At 58.9% G+C, this 18,864-nt stretch carries 14 protein-coding genes; 1 reads left to right on the top strand and 13 read right to left on the bottom strand.

The genetic code is table 11. The features are described from left to right. Nucleotides 1-28 precede the first annotated feature (28 nt). The 4 genes from mukB to cmoM are packed head-to-tail and all read right to left on the bottom strand — an operon-like array spanning nucleotide 29 to nucleotide 7,281. Nucleotides 29-4,477 carry a chromosome partition protein MukB gene (mukB, locus tag N438_RS07260; protein WP_023339852.1) on the bottom strand — a complete coding sequence of 1,483 codons (4,449 nt, stop codon included), beginning with the start codon at nucleotides 4,475-4,477 and terminating at the stop codon, nucleotides 29-31. Further along, entirely contained in the window at nucleotides 4,477-5,181 is a 705-nt protein-coding gene (mukE, locus tag N438_RS07255; protein ID WP_004150840.1) for a chromosome partition protein MukE, read from the bottom strand. Before mukE ends, mukB begins: the two co-directional genes overlap by 1 nt. Beyond that, on the bottom strand, nucleotides 5,162-6,484 hold the full coding sequence (gene mukF / locus N438_RS07250; protein ID WP_008805866.1) for a chromosome partition protein MukF: 1,323 nt from the start codon (nucleotides 6,482-6,484) through the stop codon (nucleotides 5,162-5,164). The genes mukE and mukF overlap by 20 nt, the downstream gene beginning before the upstream one ends. Beyond that, the gene (gene cmoM / locus N438_RS07245) at nucleotides 6,481-7,281 is read right to left on the bottom strand and encodes a tRNA uridine 5-oxyacetic acid(34) methyltransferase CmoM (protein ID WP_016160569.1); all 801 of its coding nucleotides are present in this window, start codon (nucleotides 7,279-7,281) and stop codon (nucleotides 6,481-6,483) included. The genes mukF and cmoM overlap by 4 nt, the downstream gene beginning before the upstream one ends. 121 nt (nucleotides 7,282-7,402) lie before the next feature. Here cmoM and elyC point away from each other — a divergent pair, with 121 nt between their 5' ends. Beyond that, on the top strand, nucleotides 7,403-8,182 hold the full coding sequence (gene elyC / locus N438_RS07240; RefSeq protein ID WP_008805864.1) for an envelope biogenesis factor ElyC: 780 nt from the start codon (nucleotides 7,403-7,405) through the stop codon (nucleotides 8,180-8,182). On the opposite strand, the gene N438_RS07235 is transcribed toward elyC, so the two are convergent. From N438_RS07235 to rpsA, 9 genes are all read right to left on the bottom strand, one after another. Beyond that, nucleotides 8,159-9,052, bottom strand: a complete 894-nt coding sequence (locus tag N438_RS07235; protein ID WP_008805863.1) for a YcbJ family phosphotransferase — start codon at nucleotides 9,050-9,052, stop codon at nucleotides 8,159-8,161. The genes elyC and N438_RS07235 overlap by 24 nt on opposite strands. Before the next feature lie 137 nt (nucleotides 9,053-9,189). Further along, nucleotides 9,190-9,936 (bottom strand): 3-deoxy-manno-octulosonate cytidylyltransferase, encoded by a 747-nt coding sequence (gene kdsB / locus N438_RS07230; RefSeq protein WP_012542315.1) that lies wholly within the window; start codon nucleotides 9,934-9,936, stop codon nucleotides 9,190-9,192. Next, the gene (ycaR, locus tag N438_RS07225) at nucleotides 9,933-10,115 is read right to left on the bottom strand and encodes a protein YcaR (protein WP_012542316.1); all 183 of its coding nucleotides are present in this window, start codon (nucleotides 10,113-10,115) and stop codon (nucleotides 9,933-9,935) included. Before ycaR ends, kdsB begins: the two co-directional genes overlap by 4 nt. Nucleotides 10,116-10,178: 63 nt before the next feature. After that, a complete protein-coding gene (locus N438_RS07220) occupies nucleotides 10,179-11,408 on the bottom strand; it encodes a winged helix-turn-helix domain-containing protein (RefSeq protein ID WP_110233699.1) in 1,230 nt (409 codons plus the stop codon). 54 nt (nucleotides 11,409-11,462) lie between these two features. Further along, nucleotides 11,463-12,443 carry a tetraacyldisaccharide 4'-kinase gene (lpxK, locus tag N438_RS07215; RefSeq protein ID WP_023297322.1) on the bottom strand — a complete coding sequence of 327 codons (981 nt, stop codon included), beginning with the start codon at nucleotides 12,441-12,443 and terminating at the stop codon, nucleotides 11,463-11,465. Beyond that, the gene (gene msbA, locus N438_RS07210; protein ID WP_004201387.1) at nucleotides 12,440-14,188 is read right to left on the bottom strand and encodes a lipid A ABC transporter ATP-binding protein/permease MsbA; all 1,749 of its coding nucleotides are present in this window, start codon (nucleotides 14,186-14,188) and stop codon (nucleotides 12,440-12,442) included. The genes lpxK and msbA overlap by 4 nt, the downstream gene beginning before the upstream one ends. Before the next feature lie 36 nt (nucleotides 14,189-14,224). Then, nucleotides 14,225-16,489 carry a ComEC family protein gene (locus N438_RS07205; RefSeq protein ID WP_023297321.1) on the bottom strand — a complete coding sequence of 755 codons (2,265 nt, stop codon included), beginning with the start codon at nucleotides 16,487-16,489 and terminating at the stop codon, nucleotides 14,225-14,227. Between the two features lie 205 nt (nucleotides 16,490-16,694). Further along, nucleotides 16,695-16,982 (bottom strand): integration host factor subunit beta, encoded by a 288-nt coding sequence (ihfB, locus tag N438_RS07200; protein WP_004100704.1) that lies wholly within the window; start codon nucleotides 16,980-16,982, stop codon nucleotides 16,695-16,697. A gap of 151 nt (nucleotides 16,983-17,133) precedes the next feature. Beyond that, complete coding sequence (gene rpsA / locus N438_RS07195; protein WP_002898162.1) at nucleotides 17,134-18,807, bottom strand: 30S ribosomal protein S1; 1,674 nt, start codon at nucleotides 18,805-18,807, stop codon at nucleotides 17,134-17,136. Nucleotides 18,808-18,864 lie beyond the last annotated feature (57 nt).

The raw sequence follows: 18,864 nt of genomic DNA, 5'->3' as shown, positions 1-18,864 counted from the left end.
GCTTAGCCGCCAGAATGTAGCCGCAGCCTCAGGAGGCGTCGGCCGTACCCGGCAGTGCTTCCGGTACCGGTGCGGCAAAACCGCGCAGGCCGACAACGTGTACGTGTTCGTGATTATTAAACACTTTACGCACCAGTTTATAGGTCGTGCCTTTTTCCGGGCTGATATTTTCCGGCGCCGCGATAATCAGCTGCATCTCCAGACGTTCGCACAGCTCGAACAACGTGGCGATGGAGCGGGCGTCGAGACGCGCCGCTTCATCGAGGAACAGCAGACGGCAAGGCGAGATATCCTTGCCGCGCAGGCGACGAGACTCATCTTCCCAGCTCTGCACCACCATTACCAGAATCGACATCCCGGTACCGATCGCTTCCCCGGTCGACAGCGCGCCGGACTCCGCGCGCAGCCAGCCGTCGGAGCCGCGGTTAACTTCCACTTCCATCTCCAGATAGTTGCGGTAGTCGAGTAGCTCTTCGCCGATGGTTTGCGGCGTGCGCTGCCCCATGTCGATCTGCGGGTTGAGGCGCTGATACAGCTTGGCCAGCGCTTCCGAGAAGGTCAGGCGATTGCTGTTAAACAGATCCTGATGTTGCTCATGCTGTTCAGACAGGACATCCAGCAGCGTCGAGTGGGTCTCGCGCACGTTGACGTTCAGACGCACGCTGTTGACCTGGCCGAACGAGACGCTCTGCAGCCCCTGGTTGAGCATCCGGATACGGTTCTGCTCACGCTGAATGGTTTTGCGAATAATGTTCGCCACGCTGCGGGAACTGATCGCCAGCTTCTGTTCGCGGTTGGTCAGCTCTTCGGTCAGACGACTGAGCTCGATCTCCATCTGCTCGATCGCTTCCACCGGGTCATCGGTACGAATAATATCCTGACGGATACGCTCGCGCAGATGCTGATAGACGGCGACGAAGAACTGGATTTTGCGCTCCGGACGTTTCGGATCTTCCGAAATACGCAGCACGTCGCGCAGATGTTCGTTATCGGCGACCGCCAGACGCAGCGCACCGAGCGCCTTATCCGACATCGAACGCAGTTCGTCGGCAGAGAGATAGGCCAGTTCGCGGCGATGCAGACGACGTTCGACGCCGTTGTCTTTCACCAGACGCATCACCGCGCACCAGCCCGCCTTGGCGCTGACAACCTGCTCACGCATTTCGCAGTAATCGCGTTCCAGCTTGCGCAGTTTACGGGTCAGGTTGTCCATTTCCGCTTCGCAGAAGGTCAACGCTTTTTCCAGCTGATTGCGACGGGAGCGGTTGTTGCTCAGCTGCGTGTGCAGCTCGTCACGACGCTGACGCGCGCGCTCTTCCGCCCCGGCATCGGCACGCACGCCGATATCCTGCAGCTCTTTATACAGATCGTTGAGCAGCTCTTTTTTGGTGTCATACGAGCTCTTCAGCGACGCCAGCACCTGGTTGTACTGGTTCAACTGCGCAACGTGGCTACGCATCGCTTCGCGCGCGCGGCTACGCTCAGATTCCGCTTGTTGCAGACGCTGGCGCAGCTTCTCGTTGAGATCGCTGTTGCCACTGAGCATCTCCGCCGAATCGGAGTAGCTGAAGTGGGCCCGGCGCTGCACGACTTCCGCCAGCGCAAAGGCCTGCTGACGCGCATCGCGCTGGGTTTGCTGCGCATAGGCGTAATCTTCTTTCAGCTGCTCAAACTGCTCCGGATCGCTCTGCAATACCGAGACGATCGGCTCCAGCTTCGCCAGCTGATTGCCATGCTGCTGAATAAAGCGCACTGCCTCCTGCGCTTCGTCCAGACGTTCCTGGATCTCGTCCACGCGGTCAGCCAGCGTATCATCCGCCAGCAGGTTCAGGCGCGGCAGCAGGCGGTTGAGCGCCGACACGCCCTCTTTCGCCTGCTCATACTGCACGCGGTTCTGTTGGTTATCGCTCTCATGGGCGTTCAGCGCACGCTCCAGCTCGCCGCGGCGGCTGTTAAGCTTGCGGATCTCTTCTTCCGGATCGTCCTCGAAAGCCACCGCCAGATGGCTGCCAATGAAGCGGCTGAAAGCCTGGTGAAGACGCTGGGTTTTCTGCACGTCGAACGACAGGGTCGCGAAACGCTCGGAGAGACTCTCACGCTCAGCATGCAGTGTTTCGATGCGATTTTCGCGCGCCGCGCGACCAAACAGCGGCAGCGTTGGGAAACGTGAATAACGCCACTGGCGGTCGGCAATCTTCACCACCACCGCTTTTTCCAGCTCGTCAACGCTGAACACGCTGTCGTCGAAGGACTGCGGATCGCCTTCGATCAGATACAGGTCTTCCGGACAATCTTCCAGCCCTTCGAGCTGCTCCGCCACCTGCGACAGATCCGGCACCACGATCGCATGGCGCGATGGGCCATACAGCGCGGAGAAGTACGGCGCATCTTCGAGGCTAACGTCGTCATAAATTTCCGACAACAGGACGCCGCCAAAGCGCTCCGCCAGCGCGTTCAGACGCGGGTCTTCAGAGCCGCCCGGCTGACTGAGTCGCTCGATCTCTTCGTCGATGGCACGCTTGCGGGCGCCGACCTCGTCACGTTCAACGATAGCCTCACGCTCACGCTCCAGCAGCTGCTGCAGGTATTCGGTGACCTCCTGGCCGGACTCAAACTGTTCGCCGCTCTGCTCGCACAGCTGGTTGAGACTGTTCTGCGCCGCCAGCCAGATCGGCGCCCGGCGCATCAGCGTCTGGGTGCGCGACTGCAGTTGCTCCAGCTCCTGACGCAGGGTCATGCGCTGTTCCTGAGCGTTAGAGACGCTGTCGGCCAGCGACGCGATGCGCGCTTCCAGCTCCTGATGCAGCGTTTCCAGATCGTCGATATCGTAGCGTTTGCCCTGGCGTTTGCAGAACTCAGCCAGCTGACGCTCGGCGTCCTGCTGCTCGCGCAGACGCTGTTCCAGCTCGTTGAGACGGCTGCGCAGCCCCTGCGCCTGCTCGGCCTGATGGCGTTGGTTAACGCCGTCGCGCAGTAATTCGCGCGCCACGTCCCAGGCTTCATTACGCGCCAGCGGGCCGTTAATCGCCGCCACCAGCTGGTACGCCTGTTCGAACTGGCTGTGCGCGGTTTGCGCCACGCTCATTTTCTGTTCCAGCGACAGCATTTTCTCCGTCGCTTCCTGCTCTTTCGCCTGGAAGGTTTCCAGCCACTCGTCGGCGCTCTCTGGCGTCAGATCCGGCAGATGGCACAGCGCCTTCGCGCGCTCCAGCGCCTGCAGCGCCTGGTTATACTGAATGGCGCGGGTCTGCTGGACGTCGAGCGCCTGCTGATAGTCGGCGAGCTGGTTTTTCAGCTCATCCACTTCCAGTTCGGCGGCTTCGGCGCGGGCTTCGTTCTCTTCCTGCTGGTCGGCGGCTTCCGCCACCACTTCATTCTGCTCTTCCAGACGGATCTGCAGCTCATCGAGATCCGCTTCGTAGCGCTCAATTTTTTCCTGCTGACGCAGGGCGGTCTGCACCAGGTTCAGGTGATCGCTGGCGGCCTGGTAATCGGCTTCCAGATCGCCCTCCGCGCCGTTGTGCTCCTGCAGCTCGCGCGCCATCTCGACGTGCTTATACTGCTCGGCCGCCAACTGCGAACGCGAGGTAAAGAGATCGCGACGATACTCCAGCGCCTTATCCAGGTGAATGCGCCGCTCGTTGGCGTGACGCATATAGTCCGCCGCCACGTAGTTGGTGGCTTCGCTGATCAGGTGTTTAAACAGATCGCGGTCAGACTGGGTTACGCGAATGGCTTCCAGCGTCATGCGGTTTTCCCGCAGCGCCGCTTCCATATCCTGGAACGCTTTACGCACGCCGCTGTTTTCCGGCAGCAGGTAGTCGCGCAGCGAGCGGGTAATGGTGCTGGAGATCCCGCCGTACAGCGAGGCCTCAATCAGGCGGTAGTATTTGCTACGATCGGAGGCGGAACGCAGACGACGCGCCACCACGCCCAGATCGAACATTAGCGAGTGATATTCGGTGATCGAGTTGAACTGTTTAAACTGGACGCCTTCCATCGCCTCGAGTTTGTCTTTCAGCTCATTGAGACTGACCACGCGCGCCTGACGATCGTTCAGCGTTTCGGTCAACAGCTGGGTCGGCAGGATAGAGGTCGGCAGTCCCTGAATGGCGAACGGCTTAATATCGACTTTACGATCGCGTCCGGCGACCTGTTGTAGGCGCACGCCGACCACCACGCGCTGGTGGCGGGAGTTGATCACATCGAGTACCGAGTAACACACCCCGGCGCGCAGCTTACCATGCAGGCCTTTATCGCGTGAGCCGCTGGTGGCCCCCGCTTCAGTGGTGTTACGGAAGTGCAGCAGGGTTAAATCCGGGATCAGCGCCGTGACGAAAGCCGCCATGGTCGTGGACTTACCCGCGCCGTTCCCCCCGGAGAGGGTGGTCACCAGTTCATCAAGATCAAAGGTCCGGGCAAAGAAACCGTTCCAGTTAACCAGCGTTAGCGAGCGAAACTTACCGCGTTCAATCATTACTCTTCCTCCCCGCTATCCGGCTGGTTTTCTTCATTCTCATCATTGAGCTGCAGGTGATTTTCCAGAGCCATTGCTTCCCCGTCGCGGATCAGGCGGCGCTGCGCCTCGCGCGGGTCGTCGCCGGCGCGCACATCGGCGCCAAAGCGGAATACCGATTCGGTAATGCGAAACTTGCTGCTGTCATGGCCCATAAACCACACCATCCCCAGACGGCGCAGGCGGTTTAGCGACGCGCGCATTTTTTCCTGCAGCTTCTGGCGGTCCAGATCCGAACCGGTGGAACGATTGTTCACCAGCTTCAGCAGCCTGGATTCATCCGCCAGGGTCAGCAGTTCGTCATAGAGCTCCTGCTGGGTGAAAATCCCTTCGTTTGCCAGGCGCTCCGGGCTGAGATAGAGATAGCAAAGAATTTTGCCCACCATCATATCCAGCTCCGACAGCACCGAGCGCGAAATCAGCGTGGTGGAGCGCGGGCGCAGATAGAAGAACCCTTCCGGTGCGCGGATCAACTCGACGTTATAGCGAGCGTAAAATTCTTCCAGGTAATCCTGGAAATCCATCAAAAATGCGTGATTATCCAGCTCGTCGAGACCGATATGACGGCCCGCGCGCAGGGCGCTGTCCAGCGCCGGAAATAACGGATTGGCCAACGCCTGCGCCAGCTTAACCGGCATCACTTGTTCAATATTTGTCAATGACATGCGCCTGTACCTTGGCTCCGTAATCATTAATCGGCTGCCATTTTGCCGGCAGTCCGGTGAAATCTGCCTGGGCGACGCCCAGCTGTACCGCCTGATCCACGACGATCCGCGCCACGTCGAAGTGACGCCCGCGCGGATACTGCGCCAGGAACTCCCGCGCCACCAGGCCGAGGTCCAGCGGTATTCCCTTCTCTTTATAGACCGCCAGCTGCGCTTCGATCAGCGCCGCCAGCTGCTCGCGAATTTCGTTAAACTCTTCAAATTCGAGATCCGCCGGCAGTTCACCGGTGACCTCTTCATCGCGCAGCGCCATCTCTTCATCGCGCATATCCAGCAGACGGTCGGCGTTGGCGTAAGTCAGCGCCCACGGTTCATCAAAATAGGTCTGTACCGACTGGCGCAGACGCTGGGCGAAGACGCGGTTCTTATCCATATCGATAGCGGTACGGATAAACTTGTGCACATGGCGGTCGTAGCCGATCCACAGGTCAATCGCCTGCTGACCCCAGCTGACGATGCGGTCGAGTTTGCTTTGCAGGTCGAATACCAGCCGGTCGACAAAATGCAAATCGTCGCGCGCCATGGTCGAATCCTGAATGCGCAGCAGATTCGCCTGCAGTTTATCCCCCGCCGCATCCAGCGTATCCTGCAGTTCGCGCAGGGTGCCGGAAGTTTCCGACAGCAACAGTTCACAGCTGGAAATCGCCGCGCGCCAGTCTTTATTTAACAACTGTGCGATATCGTCTTTCACCAGCTGCTGCTGCTCATCCATAATGCGCTGCGTCAGGTCGATGCTGTCGAAAATTTCCGCCACGGAATATTTCAGCGGAGCGAAAACATTGCGATGCCAGTGGAACTCATCCCCGCCCTCTTCTGCCGCATCCGCCGCACGCTTCAGCTCGCCGGCGACGATCGACAGCTGCATCGAGAGACGCAGCGTCGAGAATTCACGCTGACGGATATAGTAATCGGTGATCCCGATCCCCAACGGCGTCAGGCGATAGATCGCATTGCCTTCGGTAATTTCGCTGGTAAAGCGGTTCAGCAGACGCTGGCGCACCAAATCGTTGATCGCATTATTGGCGCGCTGGCTGATGGTTTCGCTGGTCTGCTCAAACGCATCACTGACGTGGCGGAACGCATCCACCAGTTCTCCCTCGCTCATTTCCCCTTCCAGCCGTTCGCCGTTCAGCGTGGCGACCGCCAGCAGAAAAGAGAGTCTGTCGACCGGCAGCGAGATAGAAAAATCATTTTTCCTGGCCCAGGCAACCAGTTCGGGGACTGTCTGGGAAAATTCACTCATACTTTATCCTTGCATCTGCGGCTATGAGCCTGGCTCTTAAGCGCGGTGACATGAATATAACGGCCCAGGCTGAGATACGGCTCCTGACGACAGTAGCGCGTTTCCAGCTCCAGCAGCGCCGCATAGCTGTCATGCTGTTGGCGTTTTTCACGCAGATAATCATGAAACACCCGCACGCCGGTTTTGCTGACAATCTGCCAGCCAATCTCTTCCAGCCAGTGATAAACCTGCTGCGGCTCACGCGGATAATCCGGCGACAGCGTGCGTTTTTTCTTTTTTGGCATGCCCAATTGTACGTAATCGAAATTACCGGCCACCATATTGTGCATCAGCAAGCCGTTAGCATTGTAGAACATCAACGACAGCCCACCGCCAGGACGCAGCGTCGACCACAGCGTACGCAGCACCTCCTGGGGCTCCGCCACCCACTCCAGCACCGCATGAAACAGTACCAGATCAACCGGGCTTTCCAAATGCTGCGCAATATCCTGAGCCGCGCATTGTACAAAATGCATGTTGTCGATCACACCTTTATCGACGGCCGCCTGGCGGGCGCGCGCCACCATTTCAGCGGAGAGATCGCACAGCGTCACGTGATGACCCAGTTGCGCCACTTTAATGGCCGTTTGCCCTTCGCCGCCGCCGGCATCCAGCACCCTCAGCGGTCCCGGCCCCAGCTGCGCCAGCAGCGGTTCCAGATCCTGCCAGAGGATCGCCTGGCGCAGCTGACCTTTTGTGGTGCCGTAAATATTGCGCGAAAACTTTTCAGCAATGTCATCGAAATTGCGATCCTGCACGGGCGACTCCACAAGCCAACACAAAACCGCTATTTTGTCATACCCACGCCGAGAATGAAGCGATCTGTTATAAGATCCGAACATAACTTTGGTTATATGGTTAAAAAAGGAACCATCTGGCATGCTTTTCACGCTAAAAAAGATCGTCGGCGGTCTGCTGTTGCCGCTTCCCGCCCTGCTGTTGCTGATCGGGATCGGGATCGCGCTGTTATGGTTCAGCCGCTTTCAACGTACCGGCAAGCTATGCGTGAGCCTCGGCTGGCTGCTGCTGGCGCTGCTGAGCCTGCAACCGGTGGCCGACAGCCTGTTGAAACCGATTGAAGATAGCTACCCCACCTGGCGCGGCGAGCAGCCGGTGAGCTACGTGGTGGTGTTGGGCGGCGGCTATACCTGGAATCCGGAGTGGGCGCCAAGCTCTAATCTTATCAATAACAGCCTGCCGCGCCTGACGGAGGGCATTCGCCTGTGGCAGGCGAATCCCGGATCGAAAATGATCTTCACCGGCGCGGCAGCGAAAACGAATCCCGTCAGCACGGCAGAAGCTGGGGCGAGAGTGGCCGAGAGCCTCGGCGTACCACGCAGCGATATCATCGTGCTCGATCGGCCGAAAGATACAGAAGAGGAAGCGCAGGCGGTGAAGCGCGCCATCGGCGATGCGCCCTTCCTGCTGGTCACTTCGGCGTCACACCTGCCACGGGCGATGATTTTCTTTCGTCATGCCGGTCTGGATCCCCTGCCCGCGCCGGCAAATCAGTTAGCGGTGACCTCGCCGCTTAATCCGTGGGAGCGAGCCATCCCCTCCCCGGTATGGCTGATGCACAGCGACCGGGTCGGCTATGAAACCCTCGGTCGCGTCTGGCAATGGCTGAAAGGTGGCTCAGGCGAGCCAGGGCAGGAGTGATTTTGTCGCGAGGTCGAAACGGGCGCGGTCAAAGCGCCCGGTATTGACCAGATTATCCACCTCATCCCACAGCAGATAGAGCCAGCGCCGCCAGACAAAGGCCTCGGAAACTGGCGCCTGCTGCAGGTAGCGCCACAGCAACTGTTCCGCCTGGCCGCCTTCTGCAAGGCGGAACAGTTCATACTCGCGTGGCGCCCACAGCATCATCCCCGGGCCCACCATCGCCAGCAGCTGATCGCTGCGTGGGTCTTTCAGCATACTGCGCAAGGTGAAATTACCGTGTACCAGCACGGCATTGTCATTAAAATCGCGAAACAGCTCCGGAAGGCACTCGCGGGAGCGGAACAAAATACGCTTATCCTGCATCGTCAGGCCGGTATCCTGATACAGGTTCAGGGTGCTCCACAGCATCTCTACCCGCTGGCGGTACCAGTTCGACCACAGATTGTCCTGGGTATTATCGACCATTCCTACGCAGCCGCCGCTGTCCTGACGATGCCAGGCGAGCAGCGCCTCGACGATTTGCTCCTGCAGTTGCTCCCAACGCGCTGGTGTGCGCGTGGGGGCCTCCACCGGAACGCCGCGCAAGCGCTCAAGCAGCAGCACATCCGGCCCGGGATGCTCTTCATGCGTCATCACGCCGTAAACCACCGGCATGCGCACTGTACCACTGCGCGCGAGGGTGGAGATCTTCCATGCCAGTTGCCGCGCCACACCGGGCGTGGTGAAACTGCGCGCCAGCAGCGGCATCGGGTTTCCCTGCGCGTCGTACAGGGACCACAGCGCCGTAGCGGGTTTTTCACTGACACACTCCACCCGGCTCAGCTTTTCGCCAAGCAGGTGACTGAGTTCGGTTCGCAACTGTTCCATTGTCGATTACCCCTATGAACACTACTGGTTTCATAATGAGCGCCCGCACCTGGGTTGTCATCGAATAAGATCAAAAAGGGACAAAAAAAGCGAAAAACCGGCGGGGATATCCCCCCCTGCAAGGAGGGGACAGGGGATTAACGCAGTTCAGCGCGGACGCGCTCCAGATCTTCCGGGGTATCCACACCGGTGCCGGGCACTTCTGCCGCCACGGCAACATGGATTTTCTCGCCATACCACAGCACCCGCAGCTGCTCGAGCATTTCAATCTGCTCCAGCGGGCTCGGCGCCCAGCTGACATAGCGGCGAATAAAGCCAGCGCGATAGCCATAAATGCCGATGTGACGCAGCAGGGAATCACCGATGGTCTCGCGGGAGTGAGCAAAGCGATCGCGATCCCAGGGTATGGTGGCACGGGAGAAATAAAGCGCATAACCTTGCGCATCCATCACCACTTTCACCGCATTTGGATTAAACGCCTCTTCCGCATCGTGGATCGGTACCGCCAGCGTCGCCATTCCACTGCTGCTGGACGCCAGATTCTCCGCCACCTGGCGGACGATCGCCGGGGGGATCATCGGCTCATCGCCCTGAATATTAACGATAATAGTGTCATCGCTGAACGCGCACTTCTCCACCACTTCCGCCAGCCGTTCGGTGCCGGACTGGTGATCGGCGCGGGTCATGCACACTTCACCACCCGCCGCTTCAACGGCGCTGGCCACGTCCGGATGATCGGTGGCGACAATAATGCGATCCGCGCCGGATTCGCGCGCGCGCTCCAGCACGTGGACAATCATCGGTTTGCCGTTAATGTCCTGCAGTGGTTTTCCCGGCAGGCGCGTAGAGGCGAAACGCGCAGGAATAATAACCACGAAACTCATGAGTGACTCTCTTCAACCGTCAGCGCTCGGGCCTCTGTCTCCAGCAGCACAGGAATACCATCGCGCAGCGGAAACGCCAGACTATCAAGTTTGCAAATAAGTTCTTGCTTATCCTGACTGTAATACAGCTTACCGTTACAGACCGGGCAGGCGATGATTTCAAGTAAACGGTGATCCATGTTTCCTCCTGATGGACCGGATAGATTTCACAGCAGCATATCACAGGAAGGTCGGCGCCGGGATCAATCGGCGTTGATTTCCCACCCCTGCTCCTGGCCGACAAACAGCCCTTCCGGCAAGCCTCGGCACAGGATCCGCTCCGCCGATTGCCAGCGCGCGAAGTCGTTAATCGCCCGGCGCAGCCCCTGCTCAAGGCCACGGGTGATCTTCACACCCTCCTCCAGCCACAGAGAGAAGATCTCCAGCTCCTGGCTTTTGCGATGTATTTTACTGTCCATCCGCCCAACCAGTTTTCCCTGGTGCAGCAGGGGCAGTACGAAGTAGCCATACTGCCGCTTCGGCGCTGGGGTATAGCACTCCAGGCGATAGCTGAAGTTGAAGAGTTGCTCCGCGCGTTTCCGATCCCAGACCACCGGGTCAAAAGGAGAGAGCACGGCGCTATGGCTGGCGATCAGCTTACCACCAGGCGCTGACTCAAGCTGCGCCAGCGCGTCGCGATGCAACCACATCTCGCCGAGTGCTTCCACGTTAACCGGCACCACCAGGCCCTCTTCCTGCCAGGCAGCCAGCAGACCCGGTAGCGACGGCTGGCGCAAGCGATAGTAATCGGCCAGCCACTGGGGACGAAAGATACCGAGGCTGCGGGCGCTGTTGCGCAGCATGATGGCCTCTGCGTCTTCGCGGGACAGCGCGTCGCGTTCGTCATCCCAGTCCGGCATCACCCGCCGGGTTAAATCATACACGCGGTGAAAATTGCGTCGTTCCACCACCATCACTTCGCCGGCGGTAAACAGCCCTTCCAGATGGCGCTTATGCGGTTTCCACTCCCACCAGCCGCTGGCGCCTTTGCGCGGGTGGGTAAAATCCGCCGAGCGAACCGGGCCGTTTTGCCCGATATGCGCCAGCAGCTCTGCAATACTCCCGGCATGCTCCTCCATCCACGCGCGATGGTATTTCCAGCCCATATTGTCGGGATTCAACATGCGATAGCGCACCAGGGCGAAATCGCTGCGCGGTAGAAAGCAGGCTTCATGCGCCCAGTATTCCATTAGCTCGCCGCTGCGCAACGACTCATCCAGCCAGTGCTGCGGATAGCTGCCGAGGCGGCTGAACAGCACCAGATAGGGGCTGCGGGCCACCACGTTGATGGTATCGATTTGCAGCAGCGACATCTGCTGGATGGTGGAAAGAATGTCTTTCGGGCGAGCGCGACGTCGGGGCTTCTTTAACAACCCCTGCGCCGCGAGATGGAGGTGGCGCGCCTCGTTAAGCGATAATTGCAATACCGACATGCAGGTTCTCCGTCAGGAATTCCAGCACAGCGGCGAGCAAAGCCGGCGCGTCAGTTAACGTTGCGCCAACGTCGCTAAGTCCGCAAGCAACCGCTGTGCGCGTTCATCGGCCATTATGGCGTCGACCGGTAAATACCACCAGTTTGCGGCGGCGAAATCGCGACATTTCACAGCGTCTTTCTCGGTCATTAGCAGCGTCTGCCCGGTGGTTACCAGGGCGGCGACATCGGCCTGGCTCAGCGCCTGATGGTCCGCCAGCGCCACGGTTTTGACCGGCTGGACGCCACAGCTTTCAAGGGTGGCGAAAAAGCGCGGCGGATGGCCGATGCCGGCCATCGCCACTACGTTCGTGAAAGTCGAGACATCGCGACGTTCGCCGGTAAGCAGGTTAACCGCCATCCCTGGACGCAGTTGCATCGGGATCTCCCCCGGACGCGCCACGCCGCCGTTAACGATAATCGCATCAACGCTTTGCAAGCGCGACGCCCGCTCGCGCATCGGCCCGGCAGGCAGCCACCAGCCGTTGCCAAAGCGGCGCACGCCGTCGATAACGACAATTTCTCTGTCCCGCGCCAGCTTATAGTGCTGCAACCCGTCGTCGGTCACGATAATCTGCAGATCGTGCGCGCTGAGCAGCGCTTTCACCGCGTCGCTGCGCAGCGGAGAAACCGCCACCGGCGCGCCGGTACGCTGATGAATTAACACCGGCTCATCACCCGCCTGCGCCGTACTGGTCCGGTCAGTTAATACCAGTGGGTAGCGGTCGGCTTTACCGCCGTAGCCGCGAGAGACCACCCCCACGCGAATACCGCGCTGCTGCAGCTGCTCCACCAGCCAGATCACCACCGGCGTTTTACCATTGCCGCCGGCGGTCAGGTTACCGACCACCACCACCGGCACCGGCGCGCGCCAGGCTTTTTGCCACCCCAGCTGATAGCTGAGGCGAATCACCGCGCTCACCAGGCCATACAGCCAGGAGAGCGGCAGCAGCAGGCGCCACAGCGGCGATTCCCCGGACCAGATGCGCGCGATCATTCGCCGAATTGCATCTTATGCAGCTGGGCGTACACGCCCTTATGCTCCAGCAGATCGTGGTGCGTTCCGCGTTCCACGATCCGCCCATCTTCAACCACCACGATTTCATCAGCCTGCTCAATGGTCGACAGACGGTGGGCGATAACCAGCGAGGTGCGGTTTTTCTGCAGCTCATCCAGCGCCGCCTGAATGGCTCGCTCGGACTCAGTATCCAGCGCCGAGGTGGCTTCATCAAGGATCAGGATCGGGCTGTTACGCAGCAGCGCACGGGCGATAGCAATACGCTGGCGCTGGCCACCGGACAGCATTACGCCATTTTCACCAATGATCGTATCCAGACCATTGTCCATCTTGTTGATGAAATCCATGGCGTAGGCCATTCGCGCGGCCTCTTCAATCTGCTCGCGGCTGTACTCTTCGGTACGGGCATAGGCGATGTTGTTGGCGACAGTATCGTTGAACAGATGCACGTTCTGTGAAACGAGTGCCACCTGGTCGCGCAGCGAGCTCAGCTTGTACTCGCGCAGGTCGTGACCATCCAGCAGGATCTGGCCGTCGTCAACATCGTAGAAGCGGGTGATCAGGCTGGCAATGGTCGATTTACCCGACCCTGAGCGCCCCACCAGCGCGACGGTTTTCCCTTCCGGGATATCGAGATTGATATTGCGCAGCGCGGCCACTTCGCGGCCCGGATAGGTGAACGTGACGTTCTCAAACTTGAGATTGCCTTTGGCCCGCTCAATGACCCGCGTACCTTCATCTTTTTCCTGCTCGGAATCGAGGATCGCAAACAGCGTCTGGCACGCCGCCATCCCACGCTGGAACTGGGCATTGACGTTGGTCAGCGACTTCAGCGGGCGCATCAGCGCAATCATTGAGGAGAAGACCACGGTAATGGTCCCGGCGGTCAGGGTGTCCATTACGCTCGGGAAGCTGGCGGCATACAGGACAAAGGCCAGCGCCAGCGACGCGATAAGCTGAATGATCGGGTCGGAGATAGACGAGGCAGAAACCATCTTCATCCCCTGCAGACGCATTTTATTGCTGACCTTATCAAAACGTTTGGTTTCCACCTCCTGGCCACCAAACATCAGCACCTCTTTATGCCCTTTCAGCATCTGCTCAGCGCTGGTGGTGACCTGCCCCATCGTGTTTTGCATATTCTTACTGATATTACGAAAACGCTTGGAGACCACGCGGATTGCTACCGACACGATCGGCGCCAGTACGATCAGGATCAGCGACAGCTGCCAGCTGTAATAGAACATCATCACGAACAGGCCGATAATCGATGCCCCTTCGCGGACCACGGTGATCAGCGCGCTGGAGGAAGATGAGGCGACCTGCTCAGAATCATAGGTAATGCGTGACAGCAGCGTCCCGGTAGACTGCTTGTCAAAGAAGGCCACCGGCATGCCCATCATGTGGCCGAACAGGCGACGACGCATGGTCATCACGACTTTGCCGGAAACCCAGGAGATACAATAGCTCGAGATGTAGCTGGTGATCCCACGCAGCACCATCAGCCCGATAACCACCAGCGGCATCCATAGCAGCACTGAGCGATCCGTTTTACCAAAACCATCATCCAATAACGGTTTAAGAAGCGATAACATGAAGGTGTCACTGCCCGCGTTAAGCACTAACGCCACCGCCGCGACGATTAGCCCGGCTTTAAACGGTGCAATAATCGGCCAAAGTCGGCGGAAGGTCTGCCACGTGGAGAGATCTTTATCGTTCTGCATTCAATAAACCAGCTTGTGTTGAAATAGCCGCATATTCTACCCGTTATCGGCGGGCGCGCCAAACCACTGATGATACCAACGTGGTAAAACTTGATCCCGTAAGCTATGGATTTGCCACCCTTCTGCGGAAAAAACCACCGTTATCTGTCCCTGCTGCGGCGTGGCGAACCAGCGATACCCCCGCTGGCGATAGCGCTGAACCACCTTGTACGAGGGCATCCGCCACGCATTGTAGCGCGAAGCGGATGCCAGCGCGGCCTCACCCTCTACCCGGTGGACCAGCAATTCGCTGGAGGAGGTGTTGCTACCGTGGTGGGGAACCTGGATAAGTGTAGACGTCAGATGCTGCCAGTAACGGCTGATCATCGCCTGCTCTGCCTGACGTTCTATATCGCCGGTGAGCAGGATGCTGGAGCGACCATCATCGATGCGCACCACGCAGGAGTGATTATTACCCTTTGCCGTGCTGCCCGGCAGCGGCCACAGGGCCTGGAAGTTGAGTCCCTGCCATTGCCAGCGCTCGCCGCGATGACACGGCAGATGACGCGCCCAGCCTAAAGGGCTGCGCACCCACGCCTGCGGCCATGCCTGTAGCACTGAATTAAGGCCGCCGCGATGATCCAGATGCTCGTGGCTTAGCACAATGCCCTGCAGCTGCAGATGATGCCAGCGCAGCCACGGGATAATCACCTGCTGACCGCTGTCGCCCTGCGGCCATGCTGGCCCGGTATCATAGAGGAGCGCCTTGCCGTGACGTTCGATAACCATCGCCAGCCCCTGCCCGACATCCAGCATCGTCACCCGCCATTCGTCCGCGGGAAACGGCCTCCAGAAGGGCCGCATCAGCAGGAGCAGCACGCTCAGACACAGGGCCGGGAAATGCCGCCAGCTCTGAAAACGCCAGCCCATCACCAGCAGCCAAGGCAGGCTACTGATCCAGAGCCAGCGGGCGTCCAGCGGTAGCCAGCCGTCCGGTAAATGTCGTAATCCCCAGAACAGCAGCGCCAGCACGCGATCGGCCGCCAGCCAGAGCAGCGACTCTACCATCCCCGGTCCCGTGAGATGCAGCAGCATCGCGCCGAGAATAAGCGGCACCGCCAGCAGGGTCACTAAGGGTACCGCCAGCAAATTGGCGGCCATGGACGTCAGGCTGACGCCATGGAAGAGCAGGAGCTGGAGCGGCATCAGCAGCAGCGTCACGCCAGCCTGCAAATGAACGAGGGCGAACAGTGCCTTCCATGGCCAGCGCCAGCGACCGGCAGGCAGCGGTACCCACTGAAACCAGAAGATCAGCCCCGCCACGGCGAAAGCGGATAGCCACAGGCTTTGCGACAGCACCGCCAGCGGGTCGGTAACGAGTATCGCCCCCAGACAGCAGAGCCACACCTGCCACGCCGTCCAGCGCTGGCCCGACAAGTGTAAGGCGCAGCACACGCCCAACCCTACGCAGGTGCGCAGCGCCGGCGGCTGCATGCCGGTCAGCCAGGCATAGCCGACGGCGCCGGCCAGCCCGGCCAGCAGCGGCAACCGCCAGCCGATCCAGCGGCCCGGGAGAATATACTGCACGCCGCGCAGCAGGAGCACGATAAGGGAAGCCGCGAGGGCGATATGGAGACCAGAGATGGCCATCAGATGGGAGGTGCCCGTGTTCTGCATCAGGACCTTAATCGCCGTCGGCAGGGTCAGTCGCTCCCCCATCCCTAATCCCAGCATCACCGCACGCCAGGGATAAGGCTCCAGACGCCGGGTCAACGACGCCAGGTAGCGGGCGCGCAGGCTGCAGCGGGGATCCAGCGCGGAAGCTGCAACAATCCCCCCGCTCAGCGGCCGGTGCTGCGCCAGCGCATAACGCTGGCTGTCGAAGCCCCCGTCGTTGAGCTGCCCGTGCACCGGGCGCAGGCGCAGCGTCATCAACCAGTGCTGCCCCGCACAGGCGGGCGCAGGTGTAAGTTCCCCGTACAGCGTCACGCCCACCGGGGGAAACAGGTAGTGGCCCGCCAGGCGCACAATCTGACCACGGTGCAGGGCCTGGCCATCCGTCTCGCTGAGGATCACTTCCGCCTGCCGGATGGCGCCGGTAAGGTGCCGGGTCGGCCACAGCGCCTGATGCGCGCTCAATACTCCCCAGATCATCAGCAGAAGCGTCATCGCCACACAAGCCATGGCCGTTCCGCGCAGGCGGGTCAGCAACAGCGCCGCAAGGCACGCGCTCGCCAGAACGTGCGGGCCCGGCAAGACGGGTAGCCAGAGTAGCGGCAGCATCGCGATGCTGGCGCATCCGGCAAGCCATGGTAGACGCATAAACACCTCCCTGTGAGCAGGCAGTGTTACGCAAAGCGACGGTGGCGTCCCGCCGCCGAATTCAGGCGTGCGTAGCGCCTTCCAGACAATCGTATCTGTTGCAGTCAGGCACGGTTTTTTTGCGAAGCTGGAGGTAAATCGCGGACACAAAAAAAGCACCCGCAGGTGCTTTTTTTATCATCAGGCAGGTTGCACGTCGTGCAACTTACTCTTCATAAATATTGGCGCGGTCACGTAATTCTTTCCCGGGCTTAAAGTGCGGAACGTACTTACCTTCCAGTTCGACTTTATCACCAGTTTTCGGGTTACGTCCGGTGCGAGGTGCTCGATAGTGCAGAGAGAAGCTGCCGAAACCGCGGATTTCAATGCGCTCACCTTGAGCAAGCGTTGAGGCCATATGTTCCAGCATTTCTTTAACAGCATCTTCCACCGCTTTCGCCGGAATGTGAGATTGCTGGCTGGCAAGTCTTTCAATCAATTCTGACTTGGTCATTATTCCTCCGGTTTCCTTCAAGGCAAAAATTAGCTAACAGCTTAAACAAGGGCGGCCGTAGCCGCCCTTTGTGCTTGATTACAGGACGAATCCTGCAATCTGTCAAGTAAACTCGTCACTATTCAGGTTGTTATTGCCTGAATGACAAAGATTACTCGCCTTTCGCTGCTTTGAACGCTTCAGCCATAGCGTTGTTGGAGAAGTTCGCGTCTTCCTGCTTGTTCACGGTAGCGATAGCGTCTTTTTCTTCCGCTTCGTCTTTCGCACGTACAGACAGGCTCACTACGCGGTTCTTACGATCCACGCCGGTGAATTTCGCTTCAACTTCGTCGCCAACGCTCAGAACCAGAGTTGCGTCTTCAACGCGGTCACGGGATGCTTCAGAAGCACGCAGGTAACCTTCTACGCCGTCAGCCAGTTCTACGGTTGCGCCTTTAGCGTCAACTGCAGTGACTTTACCAACAACGATAGCGCCTTTCTTGTTCAGAGCAACGTAGTTGTTGAACGGATCTTCCGCGAGCTGTTTAACGCCCAGGGAGATACGCTCACGCTCTGCGTCAACCTGCAGAACAACTGCTGCGATTTCGTCGCCTTTTTTGTATTCACGAACTGCTTCTTCGCCTGCAACGTTCCAGGAGATGTCAGACAGGTGAACCAGGCCGTCGATGCCGCCGTCCAGGCCGATGAAGATACCGAAGTCAGTGATAGACTTGATTTTACCTTCAACACGGTCGCCCTTGTTGTGGGTTTCCGCGAACTGCTGCCATGGGTTAGATTTGCACTGCTTCAGACCCAGGGAGATACGACGACGCTCTTCGTCGATATCCAGAACCATCACTTCCACAACGTCGCCAACGTTAACAACTTTGGACGGGTGGATGTTTTTGTTGGTCCAATCCATTTCGGAAACGTGAACCAGGCCTTCAACGCCTTCTTCGATTTCAACGAAGCAGCCGTAGTCGGTCAGGTTGGTCACGCGACCGGTCAGTTTGGTACCTTCCGGATAACGTTTAGCGATAGCTACCCACGGATCTTCGCCCAGCTGTTTCAGGCCCAGGGATACACGGGTACGCTCGCGGTCGAACTTCAGCACTTTAACAGTGATTTCGTCGCCAACGTTTACGATTTCGCTCGGATGCTTAACGCGTTTCCAGGCCATATCGGTGATGTGCAGCAGGCCGTCAACGCCGCCCAGATCAACGAATGCACCGTAGTCAGTGAGGTTCTTAACGATACCTTTGACTTCCATGCCTTCCTGCAGGTTTTCCAGCAGCTGATCGCGCTCTGCGCTGTTTTCGGATTCGATAACGGCACGACGAGAAACAACAACGTTGTTACGCTTCTGGTCCAGCTTGATGACTTTGAACTCAAGCTCTTTGCCTTCCAGGTGCAGCGTGTCGCGCACCGGACGAACGTCTACCAGGGAACCCGGCAGGAACGCACGAATACCGTTCAGCTCAACAGTGAAGCCACCTTTAACTTTGCCGTTGATAACACCGGTAACAGTTTCAGCGTCTTCGTAAGCTTTTTCCAGCGTGATCCAAGCTTCGTGACGTTTAGCTTTCTCACGGGACAGCAGAGTTTCACCGAAGCCGTCTTCTACTGCATCCAGAGCAACGTCAACTTCGTCACCAACCTGGATTTCCAGCTCGCCCTGGGCGTTTTTGAACTGCTCAGCCGGGATGGCGGACTCAGATTTCAGACCGGCGTCAACCAGTACTACGTCTTTGTCGATAGCAACAACAACACCACGAACGATGGAACCCGGGCGGGTTTCGATTTCTTTTAAGGATTCTTCAAACAGTTGAGCAAAAGATTCAGTCATGTTTAATCTTCAGGTTAATATTAACGTCCACCTGGCTCCGTGCCGGATGGGGTTGTT

Origin of the sequence: Klebsiella sp. GL120222-02 (assembly GCF_003097195.1) — a bacterium.
GTDB classification, from domain to species: domain Bacteria; phylum Pseudomonadota; class Gammaproteobacteria; order Enterobacterales; family Enterobacteriaceae; genus Klebsiella; species Klebsiella variicola.
This window is presented reverse-complemented; position numbering and strand designations above follow the sequence as displayed.

Bases quoted from the DNA above. Each gene is read 5' to 3' on its own strand.
- N438_RS07235 (WP_008805863.1), bottom strand. From the start codon at position 9,052: ATGGAACAGTTGCGAACCGAACTCAGTCACCTGCTTGGCGAAAAGCTG.
- lpxK (WP_023297322.1), bottom strand. From the start codon at position 12,443: ATGATCGCGCGCATCTGGTCCGGGGAATCGCCGCTGTGGCGCCTGCTG.
- ycaR (WP_012542316.1), bottom strand. From the start codon at position 10,115: ATGGATCACCGTTTACTTGAAATCATCGCCTGCCCGGTCTGTAACGGT.
- msbA (WP_004201387.1), bottom strand. From the start codon at position 14,188: ATGCAGAACGATAAAGATCTCTCCACGTGGCAGACCTTCCGCCGACTT.
- N438_RS07205 (WP_023297321.1), bottom strand. From the start codon at position 16,489: ATGCGTCTACCATGGCTTGCCGGATGCGCCAGCATCGCGATGCTGCCG.
- mukB (WP_023339852.1), bottom strand. From the start codon at position 4,477: ATGATTGAACGCGGTAAGTTTCGCTCGCTAACGCTGGTTAACTGGAAC.
- rpsA (WP_002898162.1), bottom strand. From the start codon at position 18,807: ATGACTGAATCTTTTGCTCAACTGTTTGAAGAATCCTTAAAAGAAATC.
- N438_RS07220 (WP_110233699.1), bottom strand. From the start codon at position 11,408: ATGTCGGTATTGCAATTATCGCTTAACGAGGCGCGCCACCTCCATCTC.
- kdsB (WP_012542315.1), bottom strand. From the start codon at position 9,936: ATGAGTTTCGTGGTTATTATTCCTGCGCGTTTCGCCTCTACGCGCCTG.
- elyC (WP_008805864.1), top strand. From the start codon at position 7,403: ATGCTTTTCACGCTAAAAAAGATCGTCGGCGGTCTGCTGTTGCCGCTT.
- mukE (WP_004150840.1), bottom strand. From the start codon at position 5,181: ATGTCATTGACAAATATTGAACAAGTGATGCCGGTTAAGCTGGCGCAG.
- mukF (WP_008805866.1), bottom strand. From the start codon at position 6,484: ATGAGTGAATTTTCCCAGACAGTCCCCGAACTGGTTGCCTGGGCCAGG.
- ihfB (WP_004100704.1), bottom strand. From the start codon at position 16,982: ATGACCAAGTCAGAATTGATTGAAAGACTTGCCAGCCAGCAATCTCAC.